The organism is Nisaea nitritireducens (assembly GCF_014904795.1).
Classification (GTDB): Bacteria; Pseudomonadota; Alphaproteobacteria; order Thalassobaculales; family Thalassobaculaceae; genus Nisaea; species Nisaea nitritireducens.
The window spans coordinates 1-17,107 of sequence record NZ_JACZFS010000014.1; the positions used below are offsets into that span (position 1 = coordinate 1).

Consider the following 17,107-nt stretch of genomic DNA (forward strand, 5'->3'; position numbering starts at 1 on the left):
AGGAACAGCTTTGTCCGATCCGAACGCGGGTTCGTGAAGAACTCTTCCGGTGTGTTCTGTTCGACGATCTCACCGTAATCCATGAAGATCACGCGATCCGCCACCCGCTTGGCAAAGCCCATCTCGTGGGTCACCACCAGCATGGTCATGCCTGATTCCGCGAGCTCAACCATCACGTCCAGCACCTCGGAGATCATTTCCGGATCGAGGGCCGAGGTCGGCTCATCGAACAGCATGATCTGCGGGTTCATGCAGAGAGAGCGCGCAATGGCGACACGCTGCTGCTGACCGCCGGAAAGTTGACCCGGATATTTACTGGCCTGCTCCGGGATCTTCACCCGCTTCAGATACTCCATCGCCAGCTCTTCAGCTTGCGCCTTCGGCGTCTGCTTCACCCAGATCGGGGCCAGCGTACAGTTTTCCAACACCGTCAGATGCGGGAAAAGATTGAAGCTCTGGAACACCATGCCGACATCGCTGCGGATCGCATCAATGTTCTTCAGGTTGTTGTCGAGCGTCACGCCGTTGACGATGATGTCCCCGCCCTGATGCTCTTCCAGACGGTTGATGCAGCGGATAAGAGTCGATTTACCGGACCCGGACGGACCGCAGATAACGATTTTCTCACCCTGATGAACCGAGAGATTGACGTCCTTGAGGACGTGGAACTCTCCGTACCATTTATTCACGCCAAGCAATTCAATGACGACTTCATCGCCCTTGGTGGACTTGACCGATGGTTTGGATTCTACCTGAGCGTCCATGCTCATTTTGTTAACTCCTTGGCTCGATACGCTGAAAAGGAATGGGCCTGTCCGGATTACTTCCGGACCTGCCCTGCTCCCAGCGTCCGTTCAAGATGCTGGCTGTATTTCGACATGATGAAACAGAGAACGAAATACAAAGATGCTCCGAAGACAAGCGGCTCCGTATGAATGCCGTTCCATTGCGGGTTCTGACTGACTGCCTTCAACATCAGAAGCAGATCATACAAGCCAACGATGGAGACCAGTGTGGTGTCCTTCAGAAGCCCGATAAAGCTGCCGACAATGTTCGGAATCATCAGTTTCAGGGCCTGCGGCATGACAATCAGCGTCATCATTTTCCAGTAGTTCAGGCCCAGAGCCTGCGCTGCCTCATACTGCCCTTTCGGAATGGCCTGCAGGCCACCACGCACCGTTTCCGCCATATAGGCCGAGGAGAAGATGCAAACCGCGATGATCGCCTGAACGATCTTCACCGGGTTGATTGCCTCAGGCAGGAACAGCGGCACCATGGTAACCGCCATGAAAAGCACGGTGATCAGCGGCACAGATCGGAACAGCTCGATAAAGGACACGCAGAAAACCCGGATGACCGGCATTTTCGATCGGCGGCCCAGAGCCAGCACAATCCCGGCCGGCAATGAAACCGCAATCCCGATCCCGGAAATCACCAAAGTGACAAACAAACCGCCCCAGAGGTTGGTTGATTGCGATGTGATATTCCAGCTGGATTGCCATGTAAAAGCGACGGCGAACACAACCAGAAACGCAGCAAATACCGGATATTTCTGAGTGGCTTCTGGCTTTGCGGCAAACCCGCTGGCCTGAACGATACTCGCCCAGAGCGACTTCCCCGTGACCATGGACGACACGGTATGGGCCCAGCAGAAAACGAAGGATGTGATCGCAACAGAGACCATGACCTGCAGGAACAGCCCCTTTTCGCCCCCGGCGAACAGATAGCCGAGGAGGAATGGAGAGATCAGGATGGCGGATGCGCCAATTGCGATCTTCGATGTCACCCGCGGAAGCCAGAACGGCAGCATCCAGAGGATGAGTGTTCCGAAACCGAGATTTATCCGCCAAACTTCCTCATCCGGATAGCGGCCATAGATGAAGTTCTTCATCCAATGACTGACACCGGCCCAGCACGCTCCCGAAAGCCCAACCTTGTCGAGACATTCACGACGCGAGTTGGCCTCCCAGACGGCATTCACGATCGCCCACTCGAAGGTGTTCGAAACGACGACCCAGATCACATAGAGCGACAGGATGGTCAGGAATGCATTCAAGGGGCTACTGAACAGGTTCTTCCGGATCCAGCCAATGGCACCGACTGTATTCGGCGGCGGCGGCAGGCTGGGTTTTGGCTGGAAGATGACTTCTGAAGACGATGCGTCAAGATTTGTCATGGCTCACCGCTCCTTCAACTGAACGAGCTTGTTGTAGTAATTCAATGCCCCGGAAATCGTCAGGCTGACGGTCATGTAGAAGAACATCACCATGGCCACGATCTCGATCGCATGACCGGACTGGTTAAGCGAGGTCTGCATGAAGACCGCAACGAGATCAGGAAAGCCCACGGCAATTGCCAAGGACGAATTCTTGACCACGTTCATCCAGTTGCTGATCAACGGCGGAACGATTGCTCGCATGGCTTGCGGAATGATGACCAACCGCAGCGTAAGTCCCGGTTTCAACCCGAGGGAATACGAGGCTTCAGTCTGACCGTGACTGACCGACAGGATGCCCGCCCGCACCATCTCCGCGATAAAACAAGCATGGTAGATAACAAGGGCGATGAACACTGCCAGGAAAGCCGGAGGGACCGATGATCCGCCAGTGAAATTGAACCCCTTCAGGAGCGGAATATCCCACTGCAATGGAGAACCGGTCGCCAGGAAGACCAACAGCGGCACCCCGATAATTATGCCGACAGCGGTCCAAAAAGCCGGGAACCTTTCACCAGTCGCGTTCTGCCGTTTTTTGGCCCAAACCGCGATGCCATAAGCAACGATCACAGAGATTAGAAGTGTGACCATGGTGAGCCAGAAAAGCTCGCCAGGGACCGGCGCGGGGAAATAGAAACCCCGGTTGTTCAGCTGAAAAATCTCAAGGCCTAGAACGTCCAGGCTCTGCTTTGGTCGCGGCAGGATCGCGAAAACAGCGAGATACCAGAACAGGATTTGCAGCAGCAGCGGCGTGTTCCGCAAGATTTCCACGTACCAGGACGCAAGCTGCGCAACCATCCAGTTTTTGGAAAGCCGCAGAATGCCGATGAAAAATCCAAGAAGTGTCGTCGCCACAATGGCAAGGAACGACAACAGAAGCGTGTTGGTGATGCCTACCAGATAGACCCACAGGTAGCTGTCACCGGCTTCGTAAGGAATAATTGAGAATGCGATCGAGAATCCGGCGGTACTTCCGAGGAAGTCAAACCCAGCGCTCATCCCACGCGCTTCGAGATTTTCGGACGTGTTCGTGAATAGGTACCAGCCGGCCCACATTACGGCTGCGAACACGATAATTTGGTAAAATATGGATCGGTAACGTTCGTCGTTCACAATTACTGAAAACGATGAACCCTGTCCCGACGCCCCTCTGTCAACGACAGCCATATAGCCGATCTCCGAGTAAGGTTTTTGCGTCCAATAGAACAGAGGCCCGGCCGATTACCGGCCGGGCCTGCTGTATTGGATATCTTACCGGAACGGCGGGGAGTACATCAGGCCGCCATTCGTCCACAGCGCGTTCGGGCTACCGTCGCGCGGGATGCCAATGGCGAACTCACCTTTGGTGCCCATGTACTCTTCGTACACTTCGCCGTAGTTGCCGACATGCTTGATGATGCGGACAACCCAGTCCTTCTCAAGACCGAGCCCCTTGTTCAGGTCACCCTCAGTGCCGAGCATACGCGCCATTTCCGGAGTAGACGGATTGGCCGCCATGTCCAGAATGTTGGTGCTGTCGATGCCCATTTCCTCGGCCTGAACCAGAGCGAAGACGGTCCATTTCACGATGTCCATCCACTGGGAGTCGTTCTGACGAACAACCGGGCCAAGCGGCTCTTTGGAAATCGTTTCCGGGAGAACGACGTACTTGGACGCATCCGGGAACTTCGCACGTGTGGAAGCAAGGCTGGATTTGTCGTTGGTGATCGCGTCACAGCCGCCCTTGGCGAAGGTATCGTCACGAACGTTGGAATCTTCGAAGACAACCGGCTCGATCGCAAGATCGTTGGAACGGCTGAAGTCGGTCAGGTTCAGTTCGGTCGTGGTGCCGGTCAGCACGCAAACAGTTGCGCCCTTGAGCTCAAGAGCGCTGCTCACGCCGAGGTCCTTGTCGACCATGAAGCCCTGGCCGTCATAGAAGTTGACTGCCGTGAAATCGAGGCCGAGCTGCGTGTCGCGGAACAGCGTCCACGTCGTGGTGCGGGAAAGCACATCGGACTCGCCGTTGGCCATGGCGGTGAAGCGCACCGCACTGGTTACGGACTGGAATTCAACTTTGCTCGGATCATCGAAGATCGCGGCGGCAACGGCGCGGCAGATGGCCACGTCACTTCCGTACCAGTCACCCTTTTCGTCGAGCTGATAGAAGCCCGGGGCCGGAGTGCCGACCTGGCACCGCAGATGACCCCGTTGCTTCACGATGTCCAGCGTGCTCTGCGCGGACGCCATTTCGGCTGTGAAGCCAAGGCTGGCCATCATGCCAAGGCCAAGGCCTAAAAGACTCAGTTTCTTCATCCTGAAACCCACCCTGTTATGTTTCGGTTAACGACGGCCGGTTGTCCCGGTCTGCATACCCCTGACTAAGACTTTAGGATCGCCCCCGTTGATCCCGGTCGTTGTTCACCGTCATGTTTTCCGGCTTCTCGGCTTTTCTCGTCGCCTCTAATTCGCTGATCTTGAGCGAAACATGGGCGGCCTTGGAGCCGGTCTGCATGACAGTAGATCTAATTCCAACACGCTGTTGCAGTGTTTTGCAAGTGCGAGAAGAACCGGACGTTCAGTAATGTCCGTGCCGTTACTGCAACTCATGAGGATTTTCGGCGGACATCCGAGCTTTTTTGACAATAAAATCTCAAATGCAGATTCTTCCAGATAACCCTCAAAATTTTCGGAGATCAGATGAAAACCGGCAGCAAAACTCGAATGCGCACAATTGTCGCCCATGCAGGGCGCGACCCGCACCGCAACCATGGAGTCGTCAACCCGCCGGTTTATCATGCCTCTACGATTCTCAAGCCGACGCTCGCGGAACTTGAGGCGTCCCGGAAACCGGGATTCGATGGATATCGCTATGGACGCCGCGGAACGCCGACCAGCCGCTCCTTCGAAGAGGCTGTTGCCGCGCTGTACGGTGCCGAAGACGCTATCGCGGTCTCTTCCGGTCTCGCTGCAATCTGTTGCGCAATCCTCAGCCAGGTGTCTGCCGGTGACCATATTTTGCTGGCCGATAACGTATATTTCCCGACACGGAAATTCGCCGAGGGCTTTCTGAAACGGTTCGGGGTCTCTTCAAGTTATTTCGACCCGATGAAACCGGAGCTGCTCGCCGAGCACATTCTGCCGGAGACCAGAATCGTCTATCTGGAGGCTCCCGGCACCATGTCATTCGAGGTCTGTGATGTCCCGAAACTTGCGGCCATCGCACATCAGCACGACACGACCGTCATCATGGACAACACTTGGGCTACAGCCCTCTATTTCAATGCCATGGAGCACGGTGTCGATATCGTTGTCGAGGCTGTGACGAAGTATATCTGCGGCCATTCCGATATCATGATGGGAACCATTGTCAGCCGCAACGCCCATGCCGACGCGATCCGCGATATGGTTTACATGCAGGGAAATTGCTCCGGACCGGATGACCTGTATCTGGCGCAACGCGGCCTCCGGACAATGGCCGTACGGCTGGCACAGAACGGAGAGACGGCACTGACGCTGGCGAAGTGGCTGCAGGAAAGACCTGAAGTCGAGCGCGTCCTGCACCCGGCCCTGCCCTCCTGCCCCGGGCACGATATCTGGAAGCGGGATTTCACCGGAGCCAGCGGATTGTTCTCTTTTATCCTGAATCCGGTATCGAAAACGGCTCTCGCCGCGTTCCTCGACGGGCTCGAATTCTACGGCATGGGCGCGAGCTGGGGCGGCTATGAAAGCCTAATTCTCCCGGGCGATCCTGCCGCGGCGCGTACCGCAACAAAATGGGATGCCCAAGGGCAGCTTTTGCGCATCCATGCAGGACTGGAGGATGAAGCCGACCTCATCGCGGATCTTGAGGCCGGTTTCGAGCGTATGGCCGCGCTTACATAGCGGAAGTCGGCAAAACGGAAGCCGGCGTGCTCAGGTCCGATAGGATTGGAAACTGATGCCGCCGGCGCGCCCGATCTGGTCGACCAGCCCCACTTCCCAGGTGAGATAGGCGTTCATCCGCCGCTCCATCTCTGCTTTGCCTGCGTTCTTGTCGTAGGGACGCATGAAAACGTCGTCCAGGGGCGCCAGCGGCGCTCCCATGCCCGCCGCCATTGGAAGACCGGCAGATTCCCAGGCACGGCTTCCGCCGTCGATCACCAGGCAGTGAATTCCCGAGTCGGCCAGATCCCCTGCGGCGAGCGTTGCCAGCCGGGGGTCCGCCGCTGTCAGCACAGCCTCGGCGGCACCGATGGTTTTCAGATCGTGATCAAGAGTCTCGCGTTTGCCCCATCGTGCCCCTTCCGGGTGATTGTCCCGATGGTCAAGGCTGCGGGTCAGATCAATGAACGCGGCGCCGGCTTCAATATTTCGCTTGGCCTCTTCTGGGGACACCAAATCAACGGAAGGCAGATCCCCGAGCAATACAGACGCACGCGAGCCTTTCTCCAAATTTTGGCCATCAAGCCCGCTCTCTAGGACATAGACTTCTTCCCAACCGAGTTGCCGAAGCCAGCTCGCGGACATTTCCGCCCGAACGAATTCCGGATCGACCAAAACCACGCGCGCACGATGCGTCGCCATGAAGCTATCAGTCGACTGCACGAGCTGCCCGCCCGGCGCATGTCGAGACCCTGCGATGTGCCCTGCCTCGAACTCTTCGATTGTCCGGACATCGAGGACATAGAGTGTGCGATCGGCCGATTCCGACCGCCACCCTTGCAGCATGTTGGCGTCGGCACGCCGAACGCCGAACCGGTCTGCCGCGGCCCGGGACCGTTGCCGCGCAAGATCGCCTCCCTCAGGACTGACTGCCGGCGGCGGACGCATGTTGCCATGCTCAAGCTGATACCCCGCCAGATGCCATCCCATCGTGCCGTTACGCAGCGCGACCACCTTGTTCGGGACACCCGCATTGATCAGAGACTGTGCACCAATGATGCTCCGGGTCCGGCCGGCGCAATTGACCACGATTGTCGTTTCCGGATCCGGCGCCGCTTCCTGCACCCGATAGACCAGCTCCGCACCGGGCATGTCGATTCCGGTCGGGATGTTCATCATGGTGAACTCGCCCATCGGCCGCGAATCCAGCACCACCATATCCTCCCCCTGCTCCATCATCTGGTGCAGCTCCTCGGCGGAGACGGACGGGGTTTCATATTCGTGCTCGACATATTCGCCGAAGGCCTTGCTCGGCACATAGAGCCCGCTGAAAAGCTCCAGACCGGCCGCTCCCCAGGCATTCACGCCGCCTTCAAGGATGGATAGATCAGTATAGCCGAGATCGGCCAGGCGCTGCGCCGCGAGTTCCGCCAATCCTTCTCCGCCATCGCACAGGACAACGGATACGGAAAGCCGGGGCACCAGATCGGCCATGCGCAGTTCAAGCAGACCGAGAGGTATGTTTGCCGCGAGAAGGATATGGTTCGCACCGAATACCGCTTCCGGCCTTACATCAATGAGGGCAATTTCACCGGTTCCGTAGAGCGCATCGTGAAGTTCGCGCGCGTTGATCGTCCGGGCCATGGCTGCCCTCCTCCCGCTTTATTTTGCTTCTTCCAGAGCCGCTTCTGCTTCCAGCCACTCCGCTTCCACGGCTTCCAGCTCCTGATTCACTGTTTCTTTCTTCAGGATCAGCGCCTTCATGTCCGATGTCGGTCCTTCATACAGCTTTGGATCGGCGAGCTGTGCTTCGAGTTTGGCTTTACGCTGGTTCAGTTTCTCGATGTTTTTTTCCAGCTCGCGGGCCCGCTTGCGGAGATCCGCGGTTTGCTTGCGTCGGTCCGCCGCGTCCTTGCGGGCCTGTTTGCGGTCGTTTTTCTTCTCCGGTCCAGCCGAGCCGTTCCCAGCCCGAGCCGCGGCACGCTCTTCCTGGCGGAGCCAGTCCCGATATCCGTCGAGATCGCCTTCATAAGGCTTCACGGTCCCGCCCGAGACGAGCCAGAGCCTGTCGACCGTAAGCTCGAGCAAGCGCCTGTCATGGCTGATCAGGATCACAGCGCCGGTATAGTCGTTCAGCGCCTGCACCAAAGCGTCGCGAGCATCGATATCCAGATGGTTGGTGGGCTCATCGAGGATCAGAACGTGCGGGCTGTCATAGGTGATCAGGGCCAGCGTCAGACGCGCCTTCTCACCGCCGGAGAGATGCTTCGACTTGGTGGTCTGCTTGTCCTGCACCAGACCGACACCGCCGAGCCGCGCCCGGACCTTATCCGGAGCCGCACCTGGCATAAGCCGGGCCATATGATCGGCTGCCGTACCTTCCGGATCCAGATCCTCGACCTGATGCTGGGCGAAGAAACCGACCCGTAGCTTTGCCGTCCGATGCTCTTCGCCATCAAATCTCGGGAGCCTGCCTGCGATCAATTTGGCGAGCGTCGATTTACCGTTACCGTTCCGGCCAAGCAGCCCAATCCTGTCGTCACCGTCTATACGCAGACCGAGACCGCTCAGGATCGGTTTTCCGGGCTCGTAACCGACACTGGCGTTATCGAATGTCACCAAAGGCGGCGGCAGCTCTTCCGGATTGGGGAATGAGAACCGGGTGGTCGGATCGTTCACCGCGTCCGGCAGCTTCTCCATCTTCTCGAGCGCCTTGATCCGGCTTTGCGCCTGACGGGCTTTCGAGGCCTTGTAGCGGAAGCGCTCGATGAAGGCTTCCATATGCTTGCGCTGAGCGGATTGCTTTGTGCGCTGTGCCTCGACCTGGGCAAGCCGCTCTTCCCGGGTCTTCTCGAACCGGTCGTAGCCGCCTTGATAGAGGGTCAGCTGGTTGTTTTCGAGATGCAGGATGGCATCGACCGCCTTGTTCAGCAGGCCCCTGTCATGGCTGACGATCACCAATGTCTTCGGATACCGCGCGAGATAGGCTTCCAGCCAGACAGTGGCTTCAAGATCAAGGTGGTTCGTCGGCTCATCGAGCAGCAGGATCTCGGGCTCCGCGAACAGCACCGCCGCCAACGCGACACGCATGCGCCAGCCGCCGGAGAAACTCGACATGGGCTGGGACTGCATAGAGTCCTCAAAGCCCAGGCCGGCCAGAATAGATGCAGCTTTCGCCGGCGCGGCATGGGCGCCGATATCGGCAAGCCGCGTCTGCACCTCGGCAATCCGCATCGGGTCCTGGGTGGTTTCGGATTCCTGGATCAGCCGTTCCCGCTCCTTGTCGGCGCGCAGCACAACCTCAAGCGGTGTGTCCGGCCCGCTCGGCGCTTCCTGGGACACCATGCCGATCGGATCTTCCACACCACGGCCGCCGCTGACGAAAATATCGCCGCCATCCGGATGATAGGTGTCGGTGAGCAATTTCAGCAAAGTGGACTTGCCGGTACCGTTCCGGCCGACCAGCCCGACCTTGTGGCCGTCGGGAATCGTCGCCGATGCAGAATCGAAAAGGGTGCGGCCCGCAATGCGGAAAGTCATGTCTGTAATCTGGATCATGGCACGCCTGATAGCACTTGCCCCGACCCGCGCCAATCCCGAGCGAGTCTGCTTGCAAATTCAGGGTGATAGGTAGAGGGTCTGAGTTCTGCCAAAGGACTTCTCCGTGTCTCCGAAAAAAGAAATCATCGCAGGGGGCTCGATCTCGCCCGCCTCTACCGTTGCGCCGGTCGCCGCACCGCTCGTCACTCCTGACGAGAGTCCGAGGCTCGGGTGGATGTACGGTGCTGTCTGCATGACCGGCGGCATCGGTCTGGTGACCTTGAATGACGGGATCGCAAAGTGGCTGACCGATGTTTATCCGGTCGGACAGCTCATTGCTTTGCGTGGCGTGCTGGTTCTGGTGCTGATTTTCGGGTTCGCATTCATGACCGGACGGCGGCGCCAGCTTCGCGTCACCCATTGGCGCTTCCAGCTCACCCGTGCCGCCATCATAGTTTTAAGCACTTACAGCTTCATCTGGGCGCTGAAACTCATGGCCATTGCCGATGCAACGGCCATCGCTTTCGCGGGCCCGATCGTGACAGCGGCACTTGTCGTCCCTCTTTTGGGCGAACAGGTCGGCTGGCGGCGCTGGATGGCGATCCTGATCGGGTTCTGTGGCGTGCTGATCATGGTGAAACCGACACCCGAGACCTTTTCCGCTGTGGCGCTGCTGCCCCTGTTCGCGACCGTCATGGGGTCCTTCCGGGATATCGTGACCCGCAAGATGCACCTGACGGAGAGCACCCTCTCCATGCTGGCTGTCGGCATGAGTTTCGTCACGCTTTCAGGCTTCGCCAGCTATCCGTTCACCGATTGGCAGCCCGTTGCCGTTGCCCACATCCTGCTGTTCGCAGTGAGCAGTATCTTTGTCGGCGCGGCGCAGTTCCTCATGATCGAGGCATTCCGCTATAGCGAAGCCGGATTCGTCACACCGTTCAAATACACCAGCATGATCTGGGCCGTGCTGATCGGTTTCTTCGTCTGGGGGGATGTCCCGGATCTCTGGATCCTGGGCGGAACGGCGCTGGTGATCAGCAGCGGGCTCTATATCCTGCACCGAGAACGGGTCCGGCGGCGACAGGCGCAGGTTGCGTCACAGAGCTGAAATCTCGGCTCGCTTGGGAGGACTTTTCGGGGCAACGAAGGTGTATTCACGCACACCGGCCGCGAGAGCATAGCAAGCCAGTTCAACTGCTTTGGGGATATCGAGCGACTCACCGTCACGCTCCCCCTTTTCATAATACTGGATCATGCGGCGCTTCAGACCCAGCGCCTCCGCCATTTCCTTCTGCGAGAGCTTCAGGAATTTTCTCAGCTTTTTGAATTCACCGGACGTCATGCCGCCTCCTTGAGAAGCGCATTATATGCGCATTCAAGGACGATGGCACCGGAGAAATCGTCATGTCGAACCGGGAGGAGCGCAGGTTGCGCCCCTCCCCGCCGTTTAATCAGCCCGCCATTTAATCAGAAGGTAAGCCTGATGCCTGTTATGGCATAAGCCGCCTCGACGTCTCCGACACCGGCTGTGTCGCTTGTATATTCTGAATAGCCGAGCGTTCCTTCCAGGGAAACGCCCGGACCGAGGATGTAACGTCCGCCAAAAGCAAACGTGTCCCGGTCCGCCTGCGCACTGGCCGGAGCTGAACTTCCGGCAAGACCGTCACGCTCACCATGGAGGTAAGTGGCGCTCACGCCGAACTCTCCGAAATCATAGGCTGCACCGACAACATAAGCGTCGCCGTCATTGACGCCGGAATCCTGGAAGCTGGCGTATGAACCGCCAACCTGGAGCCCGGCATAATCAACCGTGAGACCGAAGGCATAGGCTTCCGGTTCCGGATTGTTGCCCGATGTCTCAAGGAACGTGCCGTAGCCGGCAGACGCCGCGACCTTCACGCCATCGAAATCATGGGAATAGTCGATCCCGGCCATGACACCGTCCGTCAGACTGCTGTTGTTACGGTCCGGCAGGACATTGCTGTCCTGGGTGCTGTCGGGTGCATAGGACAGACCGACGCGGAAGCCTTCGATACGTGGGGTGTAGTAGGTCAGTTTGGTTGAGTCGTTGGCCCGGCCCGGCTCGATGTAGGTTCCGCCGAAAGGCGCCCGGAAATAACCGGAATCACTGATTGAAGTGTTTCCGTTCAGCTCCCATTCAACGGTGTCGCCGGAATTGATCCCGATGCCGTATTCCTTTGGCGCGACGTGCGTTTTGTAGAGCGCCGAATTTTCATCGCCGATATCGATCTGACCGAATTTTCCACGGACGGTGAGATAGCTCTCGTCGATCTGGTCACCGCTGGTGTTGCCCTCAAGCTGGACATTGATCCCGACCTCAAGACCGTTATCCAGCGTGGTGAAGCCCGTGAAATGGATCTCCGTGTCCGACTTCACGTCGAATCCCGAAAGATCCTGTGTGCTGTTCCCGTCGTCCTGGATGTCCGTATAGCCGAACCATTGTTCGGCATAGCCACCGACACCGACTTTGAGTTTTTCCGCTGCATCTGCGGGAACAGCCGTAACGATAAGTCCCGCCGCTACCAGCGTCGTGGTCTGGAGCAGAGCCCGCTTGGGCTGAACAAAGCTTTTCATCCGTTATCCCCATGCACCGACGGGACCGCCCGCCAACGTGCTGTCTGATGTCAAAAACGAACCGGCAGCAGAAAGTTTTCGGCTGACCGGTTGCCCTCAGATGCGAATAAGTACAGCTCTGTACAATAATGCCATTTGGCACGAAATTGTGAATTGGGCGTGACGCGAGGGAAACTGCACGGTTTACAAGGAATAAAGAGATAATTTCCCTTCCGGAAACAGATCGTATCAATTTGCAAGGTATTGAAAAACAACCATCCCCGCACTTAAGAGAGATTCAGGTGCCAACGCGCCAACGGCTCGGCCCAATAGCCGTTGCCCGCTCACCTGAAACGGCAGCGGAATCTCGTTTTCGGGATGAAGTAATGGAAATTGGCGACCCCGGCAGGACTCGAACCTGCAACCGTCGGATTAGAAGTCCGGTGCTCTATCCAGTTGAGCTACGGGGCCGCAAAGACTGGCCGGATCAGTGCGTCCAGGTGCCCCAGGTCGCAAACCGGTCGGCCGCGAAATTGTCGGCATAGCCTTTCGGCTTCAGGCTGCGCTTGTGGTCGCCCTGCACGATGTAGTCGAGTTCGTGCTTCTTGGCGTAGGCAACAGCTTCTTCCTTGGTCTCGAAAGTCAGCCGGACCTGATTATTGGTATCGCCGCTGCTGACCCAGCCCATGAGAGGTTCCGGCAGCCGGGCAGTATCGAGAGTTGGCTCCAGCACCCAGCGCTTGGTCTTGGCCCGCCCTGACTGCATGGCCGTCTTGCTCGGCCGGTAAATCCGCACTGACATATGAAATCTCTCCTCGTACCCGAGACCCTTACGGACCTTCTGGCGCCCCAGCGGAACACCCTTGGGTTTCGTATCGCTCAAAGGCGTTCCAAGGTCAATGCAGCAGAGACTCACCTTTTCGGTCGAACGATCTTCGGCCCGAGATTTTCGATGACCTCTTTGGCCATGTAGAGGTCCGCTTTATTTGAGGAAAGTCCGGGGCCACCTACGACAATTTCCGCGATGGCCTCATATCGGGAGATCGGTACGCTTTCGTCGGGTCCGGAGTAAATACGGTGCCGGAAATAATATCCTCCGTGATAGCCGTAGTAGCCGTACCCGGCATAGCCGAAGGGGGCATAAGAATAGTTCAGGTAGCGGTCGGTCTTTTCGACATCCCGCTCGACCACGAGGAAATAGGCAGCGCCCTTCTCCAGCGTGAGCTCGGCGGCGCGGTACAACAGGTAGGTTTCGACCGTTTCACGGTCCGTCGACGAGTTTCCGCTGAAACTCACCCGGTACCGATTGCTTTCTATGCTGCTATCCTTATAGCCGAACCGGTCGGTCAGTGGCGCATAAGGTGTAGGGGATGCGCATCCCGCCAGAACCGGAAGCAACAAAACCAGAAACAGCAATGCCGGAATTCGCAAACGCGGAGCGCAAAAACTCGACTGTTCGATGTTCATAACGTTGCTCCCAGCAGACGGCGGCACCGTAAGAAAGTGCTCAGGCCAGCACCCAGGATAATAAGACGCATTCGCAATTACCAGCTGAAGATCACATCAGCGGTGCACAGAACATCAATATAATGTGAATGGTCGGGGTGGACGGATTCGAACCGCCGGCCCTCTGCTCCCAAAGCAGATGCGCTACCAGGCTGCGCTACACCCCGACAAGGCCCGCAGCAACAATTCCAGCGGGCGCACGCTTGGTAATGCTTTTGAACGACCAGCGCAATACTCGAGTGTCATGTTTCGACGTTCAGCGTCCCGGCGCCAAGCGATTGTGCTCCACGCGATCGCCTGCGCGAAGTCCAAGGCGCGCGACAGTTCCCGCAACGACCTCAAGAACGGCCTTCACGCGAAACCGGGAGGAGATCACTTGCGTCGATAACGGCGTTGTTCGTTCTGAGATGTGCAGAATCGTTCCGTCCCGGTCGAGGAACAGCATGTCGAGGGAGATCAGCGTGTTCTTCATCCACATCGAGATCTTTTGTTTTCCCGGATAGATGAAGAGCATGCCGGCATCCTCCGCCAGTTCTTTCCGGAACATCAGCCCCGAGGCCCTAGCTTCGGGTGTGTCCGCAACCTCGACTGTGAAGACATGCCCTGTATCGCCACGGTGCAAAATCAGACGCGCACTGTCTTCGGCCGATGCAGCGAAAGGAACGACCGCCAACAATCCGAGCACAAGTATCGCGCCAGTGATTATCTTTATGGTGTGGGTCAAAGCGGTTTCTGCCAGTTCATCATCATGGGAGCAAACGAGCCAGATCCTGCACGGCTGATCGCACCTCGCCCTCTAACGGAACATCAGCCAGGGTTGTGAACCAATGTTCGGGTGGATTACGGCCACGGCTATGGTTCCAGAACAAGCCCCGCAGAATACTCTCGGCTTCACTTCCGAGAGAGATACCGCGCGGATCACTACCGTTCAGGCGCGCCCAGATCCCGGTCCAGCAACGAGCAACCGCCCAGGGGTTGTAGCCGCCGCCTCCAACAACAAGAATTCGCGGCGCAAGAGCTGAAAGGCGCTCAACGGCCTCCCAGATCGCATTGTTCGAGAGCGACAGTCTGCTTTGCGGGTCATCGGCCAGAGCGTCACACCCGCTCTGGATGACGATTGCGTCCGGACGGAATTCCTCCCCTATCGGCAGGATCGCCTCCTCGATCAGGAACCGGAGCTCCGAATCGTTCATATCCTTTGGAACCGGAAAATTCCGAGCCATGCCGCCGGCCCTGTCATCGGCCGGGCCGGTCCGGGGCCAACGATCATCCTCATGAATGGAAACGGTCAGGACACGATCCTCGTCATGAAAGGCATCCTGCACACCGTCGCCGTGATGGGCGTCGAGATCGACATAGAGAACGCGGGACAGCCCGCCATCGAGCATGGCCAGAATGCCGAGCACCGGATCGTTGAAGTAACAAAAACCGTAGGCCATGGCGGGGCGTCCGTGGTGCGTGCCTCCCGCCAGGGAGTGAATGGTCCCGCGCTCGACCGAGGCCAGCAATCGTCCGGCCAGCAAGGACGCACCCGCTGCGGTTGCCGGGCGGCTGAAGATCTCCGGGAAAACCGGATTTCCGCTGCGACCGATATTGTAGCGTTCCTTCACCTCATCGCTGACATATCCGTCCCTTTCGGCCGCGACCACGGCGGCGATGTAATCGGGAGCATGAAAGCGGGCGAGTTCATCCGGTGTTGCTATCGGGCTGTCGACGAAACGGCTTTCGTCGAGCAAGCCGAGAGCATGGGCGAGATCCATCACCGGCGTTACCCGCTGGATCGAGAGCGGGTGCGTCGCGCCATAGCGCGATTTTCGATAGATCTCGCTGCCGATCAGGATCGGACGATCAGGAAAAGCATCCGGTATCGCGGGATTCGCTCGGCGCTGTGCCAGGGAGGCGAGGCCACTCATGCGGTCCTGCCGATCACGGCCTGCTGGGGCGCGACCGTTCCTTCCTCGTCGGGGAGCAGGAATTCCGGAAGGTCATAGGCTTTCAGACTTTCCCAGTGCTGCTCCACGTCTTCCAGCATCAGATCCCGGACAATCCCGGAGACAAGACGCGGAACCGCGAACTTCATCGCGTTGATGGAAGAGCCGGAAGGCCCGAAACTGAGCGTGGCACCATAGGTGAAGAGCCGCACATTCCGCAGCCATCCGGCTGTCCCGGCATCCCGCTCCTGAAAGGCGTATGTCGGATCGAGATAGGGGAAGGATTCTAGACGTGGGTTTTCCTCGCCGGCCGGTGGGCTGTATCGGTCGCGCCAGGTGGCCGCCGACACAGCGATATCGGAAAACTCCGGCCGCGCCGAAAGATCGATTGCGAAGCCGGTTCCGACGATCAGGAAATCTGCTTCCAGCTTTCCTTTCGGGGTCTCAATCTCGACCTGATCTCCAGTGATGGCGCAGGCCAGCCATGGAGCACCGGTCAGAAGCTCGAAATTATCGTGTTTCGCAACCCGCTCCCAGGTCTCTTTCGGGAAGGCTTCGCGCAAGCTCAACAGATGGTTCATGAAGCGCCAGCGCCATGCGTCATCCAGATCCGAGAAATGTCCAAGAAAGCCGGGAAAGGACAGCCATTTGAAAGGCTGTACGCGCTGCAACTCCTCCCGCCGGCAGCAGATACTTACCCGAGCCGCACCTGCCTCAAGCGCCGTCGCAGCATTGTCAAACGCCGACGCGCCGGCCCCCAGCACGGCGACGCGGCGGCCGCGAAGTTTCGCAAAATCGATATTCTCGGACGCATGGGACCAAAAGCGCCGATCGAGCCCGCTTATTTCCGGCGGCGTCCACCATTTTCCGGGCGTTTCAATGCCGGTTGCGATCACGATTTTTCGCGCAAGAACCTGCTCCCGGATGCCGGACCTCAAGCCAACAAGGTCCACGCGGATCAGATCTCCGTCCGGTGCGGGCGTTATCCGCTCCGCCGAGACCTCGTTCTCGATCGGGATTTCGAGAACGCGACGCAGCCAAAGCAGGTAGGCGGCCCAGTCTTCTTTTGCGATCTTGTTGAGATCCTCCCAGGCCGCGCCGCCATGCTGCGCAACGAACCATGACCGGAAGGCGAGCGAGGGAATATCAAGATCGGGGCCGTTGACCTCTTTCGGCGACCGCAGTGTGGGCATCCGCGCATAGGTCAGCCAAGGGCCTTCAAACCCTTTCGGCGAGCGGTCCACGATGCGCACACGCTCGATACGGGCGCGCTTGAGGGCGTGGGCAACAGCAAGACCGCCCTGCCCGCCACCGATAATCAGTACATCAAGGACCGGGCTCCCGTCCGGAGCATGCCGCTCTGGCACCCAGGCCGCGTCAGGATAGGAAACGGTCCGGAGATCCTCCGCGACCCGCGCCTCAAGTGCATCGAGTCCAATGGCCAAGCCTGCGTCGCTCACATGATCCCCACAGAACGTCTTGTTTCTCCATCACTAGT

15 protein-coding genes and 2 tRNA genes are annotated in these 17,107 nt (G+C 58.3%); 2 read left to right on the plus strand and 15 right to left on the minus strand.

Annotation, left to right across the window (positions count from 1 at the left end):
- The 4 genes from IG629_RS04860 to IG629_RS04875 all read right to left on the minus strand — a co-directional run.
- A partial coding sequence (locus IG629_RS04860) for an amino acid ABC transporter ATP-binding protein (protein WP_193170976.1) occupies window positions 1–764 on the minus strand: 764 nt, incomplete at its 3' end.
- 56 nt (window positions 765–820) lie between these two features.
- Entirely contained in the window at window positions 821–2,176 is a 1,356-nt protein-coding gene (locus IG629_RS04865; protein ID WP_193170861.1) for an amino acid ABC transporter permease, read from the minus strand.
- Window positions 2,177–2,179: 3 nt separating this feature from the next.
- Window positions 2,180–3,382, minus strand: a complete 1,203-nt coding sequence (locus IG629_RS04870; protein ID WP_193170862.1) for an amino acid ABC transporter permease — start codon at window positions 3,380–3,382, stop codon at window positions 2,180–2,182.
- Window positions 3,383–3,466: 84 nt separating this feature from the next.
- Entirely contained in the window at window positions 3,467–4,510 is a 1,044-nt protein-coding gene (locus IG629_RS04875) for an amino acid ABC transporter substrate-binding protein (RefSeq protein ID WP_193170863.1), read from the minus strand.
- 384 nt (window positions 4,511–4,894) lie between these two features.
- Here IG629_RS04875 and metC point away from each other — a divergent pair, with 384 nt between their 5' ends.
- Window positions 4,895–6,079, plus strand: a complete 1,185-nt coding sequence (gene metC, locus IG629_RS04880; protein ID WP_193170864.1) for a cystathionine beta-lyase — start codon at window positions 4,895–4,897, stop codon at window positions 6,077–6,079.
- A gap of 30 nt (window positions 6,080–6,109) precedes the next feature.
- Here metC and IG629_RS04885 read toward each other — a convergent pair whose 3' ends face one another.
- Both IG629_RS04885 and abc-f read right to left on the minus strand, forming a co-directional pair.
- The gene (locus tag IG629_RS04885; RefSeq protein WP_193170865.1) at window positions 6,110–7,702 is read right to left on the minus strand and encodes a rhodanese-like domain-containing protein; all 1,593 of its coding nucleotides are present in this window, start codon (window positions 7,700–7,702) and stop codon (window positions 6,110–6,112) included.
- Between the two features lie 18 nt (window positions 7,703–7,720).
- On the minus strand, window positions 7,721–9,598 hold the full coding sequence (abc-f, locus tag IG629_RS04890; RefSeq protein WP_226886463.1) for a ribosomal protection-like ABC-F family protein: 1,878 nt from the start codon (window positions 9,596–9,598) through the stop codon (window positions 7,721–7,723).
- A gap of 124 nt (window positions 9,599–9,722) precedes the next feature.
- Between abc-f and IG629_RS04895 the strand changes: the two genes are divergently transcribed.
- A complete protein-coding gene (locus IG629_RS04895; protein WP_193170867.1) occupies window positions 9,723–10,706 on the plus strand; it encodes a DMT family transporter in 984 nt (327 codons plus the stop codon).
- Here the strand turns inward: IG629_RS04895 and IG629_RS04900 are convergent.
- From IG629_RS04900 to IG629_RS04940, 9 genes are all read right to left on the minus strand, one after another.
- On the minus strand, window positions 10,695–10,940 hold the full coding sequence (locus tag IG629_RS04900) for a helix-turn-helix transcriptional regulator (RefSeq protein WP_193170868.1): 246 nt from the start codon (window positions 10,938–10,940) through the stop codon (window positions 10,695–10,697). The genes IG629_RS04895 and IG629_RS04900 overlap by 12 nt on opposite strands.
- Before the next feature lie 125 nt (window positions 10,941–11,065).
- Window positions 11,066–12,193 carry a porin gene (locus IG629_RS04905; protein ID WP_193170869.1) on the minus strand — a complete coding sequence of 376 codons (1,128 nt, stop codon included), beginning with the start codon at window positions 12,191–12,193 and terminating at the stop codon, window positions 11,066–11,068.
- A gap of 373 nt (window positions 12,194–12,566) precedes the next feature.
- Window positions 12,567–12,643, minus strand: a tRNA-Arg gene (locus IG629_RS04910).
- A gap of 16 nt (window positions 12,644–12,659) precedes the next feature.
- The gene (locus IG629_RS04915; protein WP_193170870.1) at window positions 12,660–12,974 is read right to left on the minus strand and encodes an ETC complex I subunit; all 315 of its coding nucleotides are present in this window, start codon (window positions 12,972–12,974) and stop codon (window positions 12,660–12,662) included.
- A 110-nt stretch (window positions 12,975–13,084) separates the two neighbouring features.
- Window positions 13,085–13,639 (minus strand): CC0125/CC1285 family lipoprotein, encoded by a 555-nt coding sequence (locus IG629_RS04920; RefSeq protein ID WP_193170871.1) that lies wholly within the window; start codon window positions 13,637–13,639, stop codon window positions 13,085–13,087.
- 129 nt (window positions 13,640–13,768) lie between these two features.
- Window positions 13,769–13,845: transfer RNA gene (locus IG629_RS04925), tRNA-Pro, on the minus strand.
- Window positions 13,846–13,934: 89 nt separating this feature from the next.
- Window positions 13,935–14,363: a DUF192 domain-containing protein gene (locus IG629_RS04930; RefSeq protein ID WP_319025013.1), complete on the minus strand. Its 429-nt coding sequence runs from the start codon at window positions 14,361–14,363 to the stop codon at window positions 13,935–13,937.
- A 61-nt stretch (window positions 14,364–14,424) separates the two neighbouring features.
- The gene (locus tag IG629_RS04935; protein WP_193170873.1) at window positions 14,425–15,591 is read right to left on the minus strand and encodes an acetoin utilization protein AcuC; all 1,167 of its coding nucleotides are present in this window, start codon (window positions 15,589–15,591) and stop codon (window positions 14,425–14,427) included.
- Window positions 15,588–17,069 (minus strand): NAD(P)/FAD-dependent oxidoreductase, encoded by a 1,482-nt coding sequence (locus IG629_RS04940; protein WP_319025014.1) that lies wholly within the window; start codon window positions 17,067–17,069, stop codon window positions 15,588–15,590. Before IG629_RS04940 ends, IG629_RS04935 begins: the two co-directional genes overlap by 4 nt.
- Window positions 17,070–17,107: the final 38 nt, after the last annotated feature.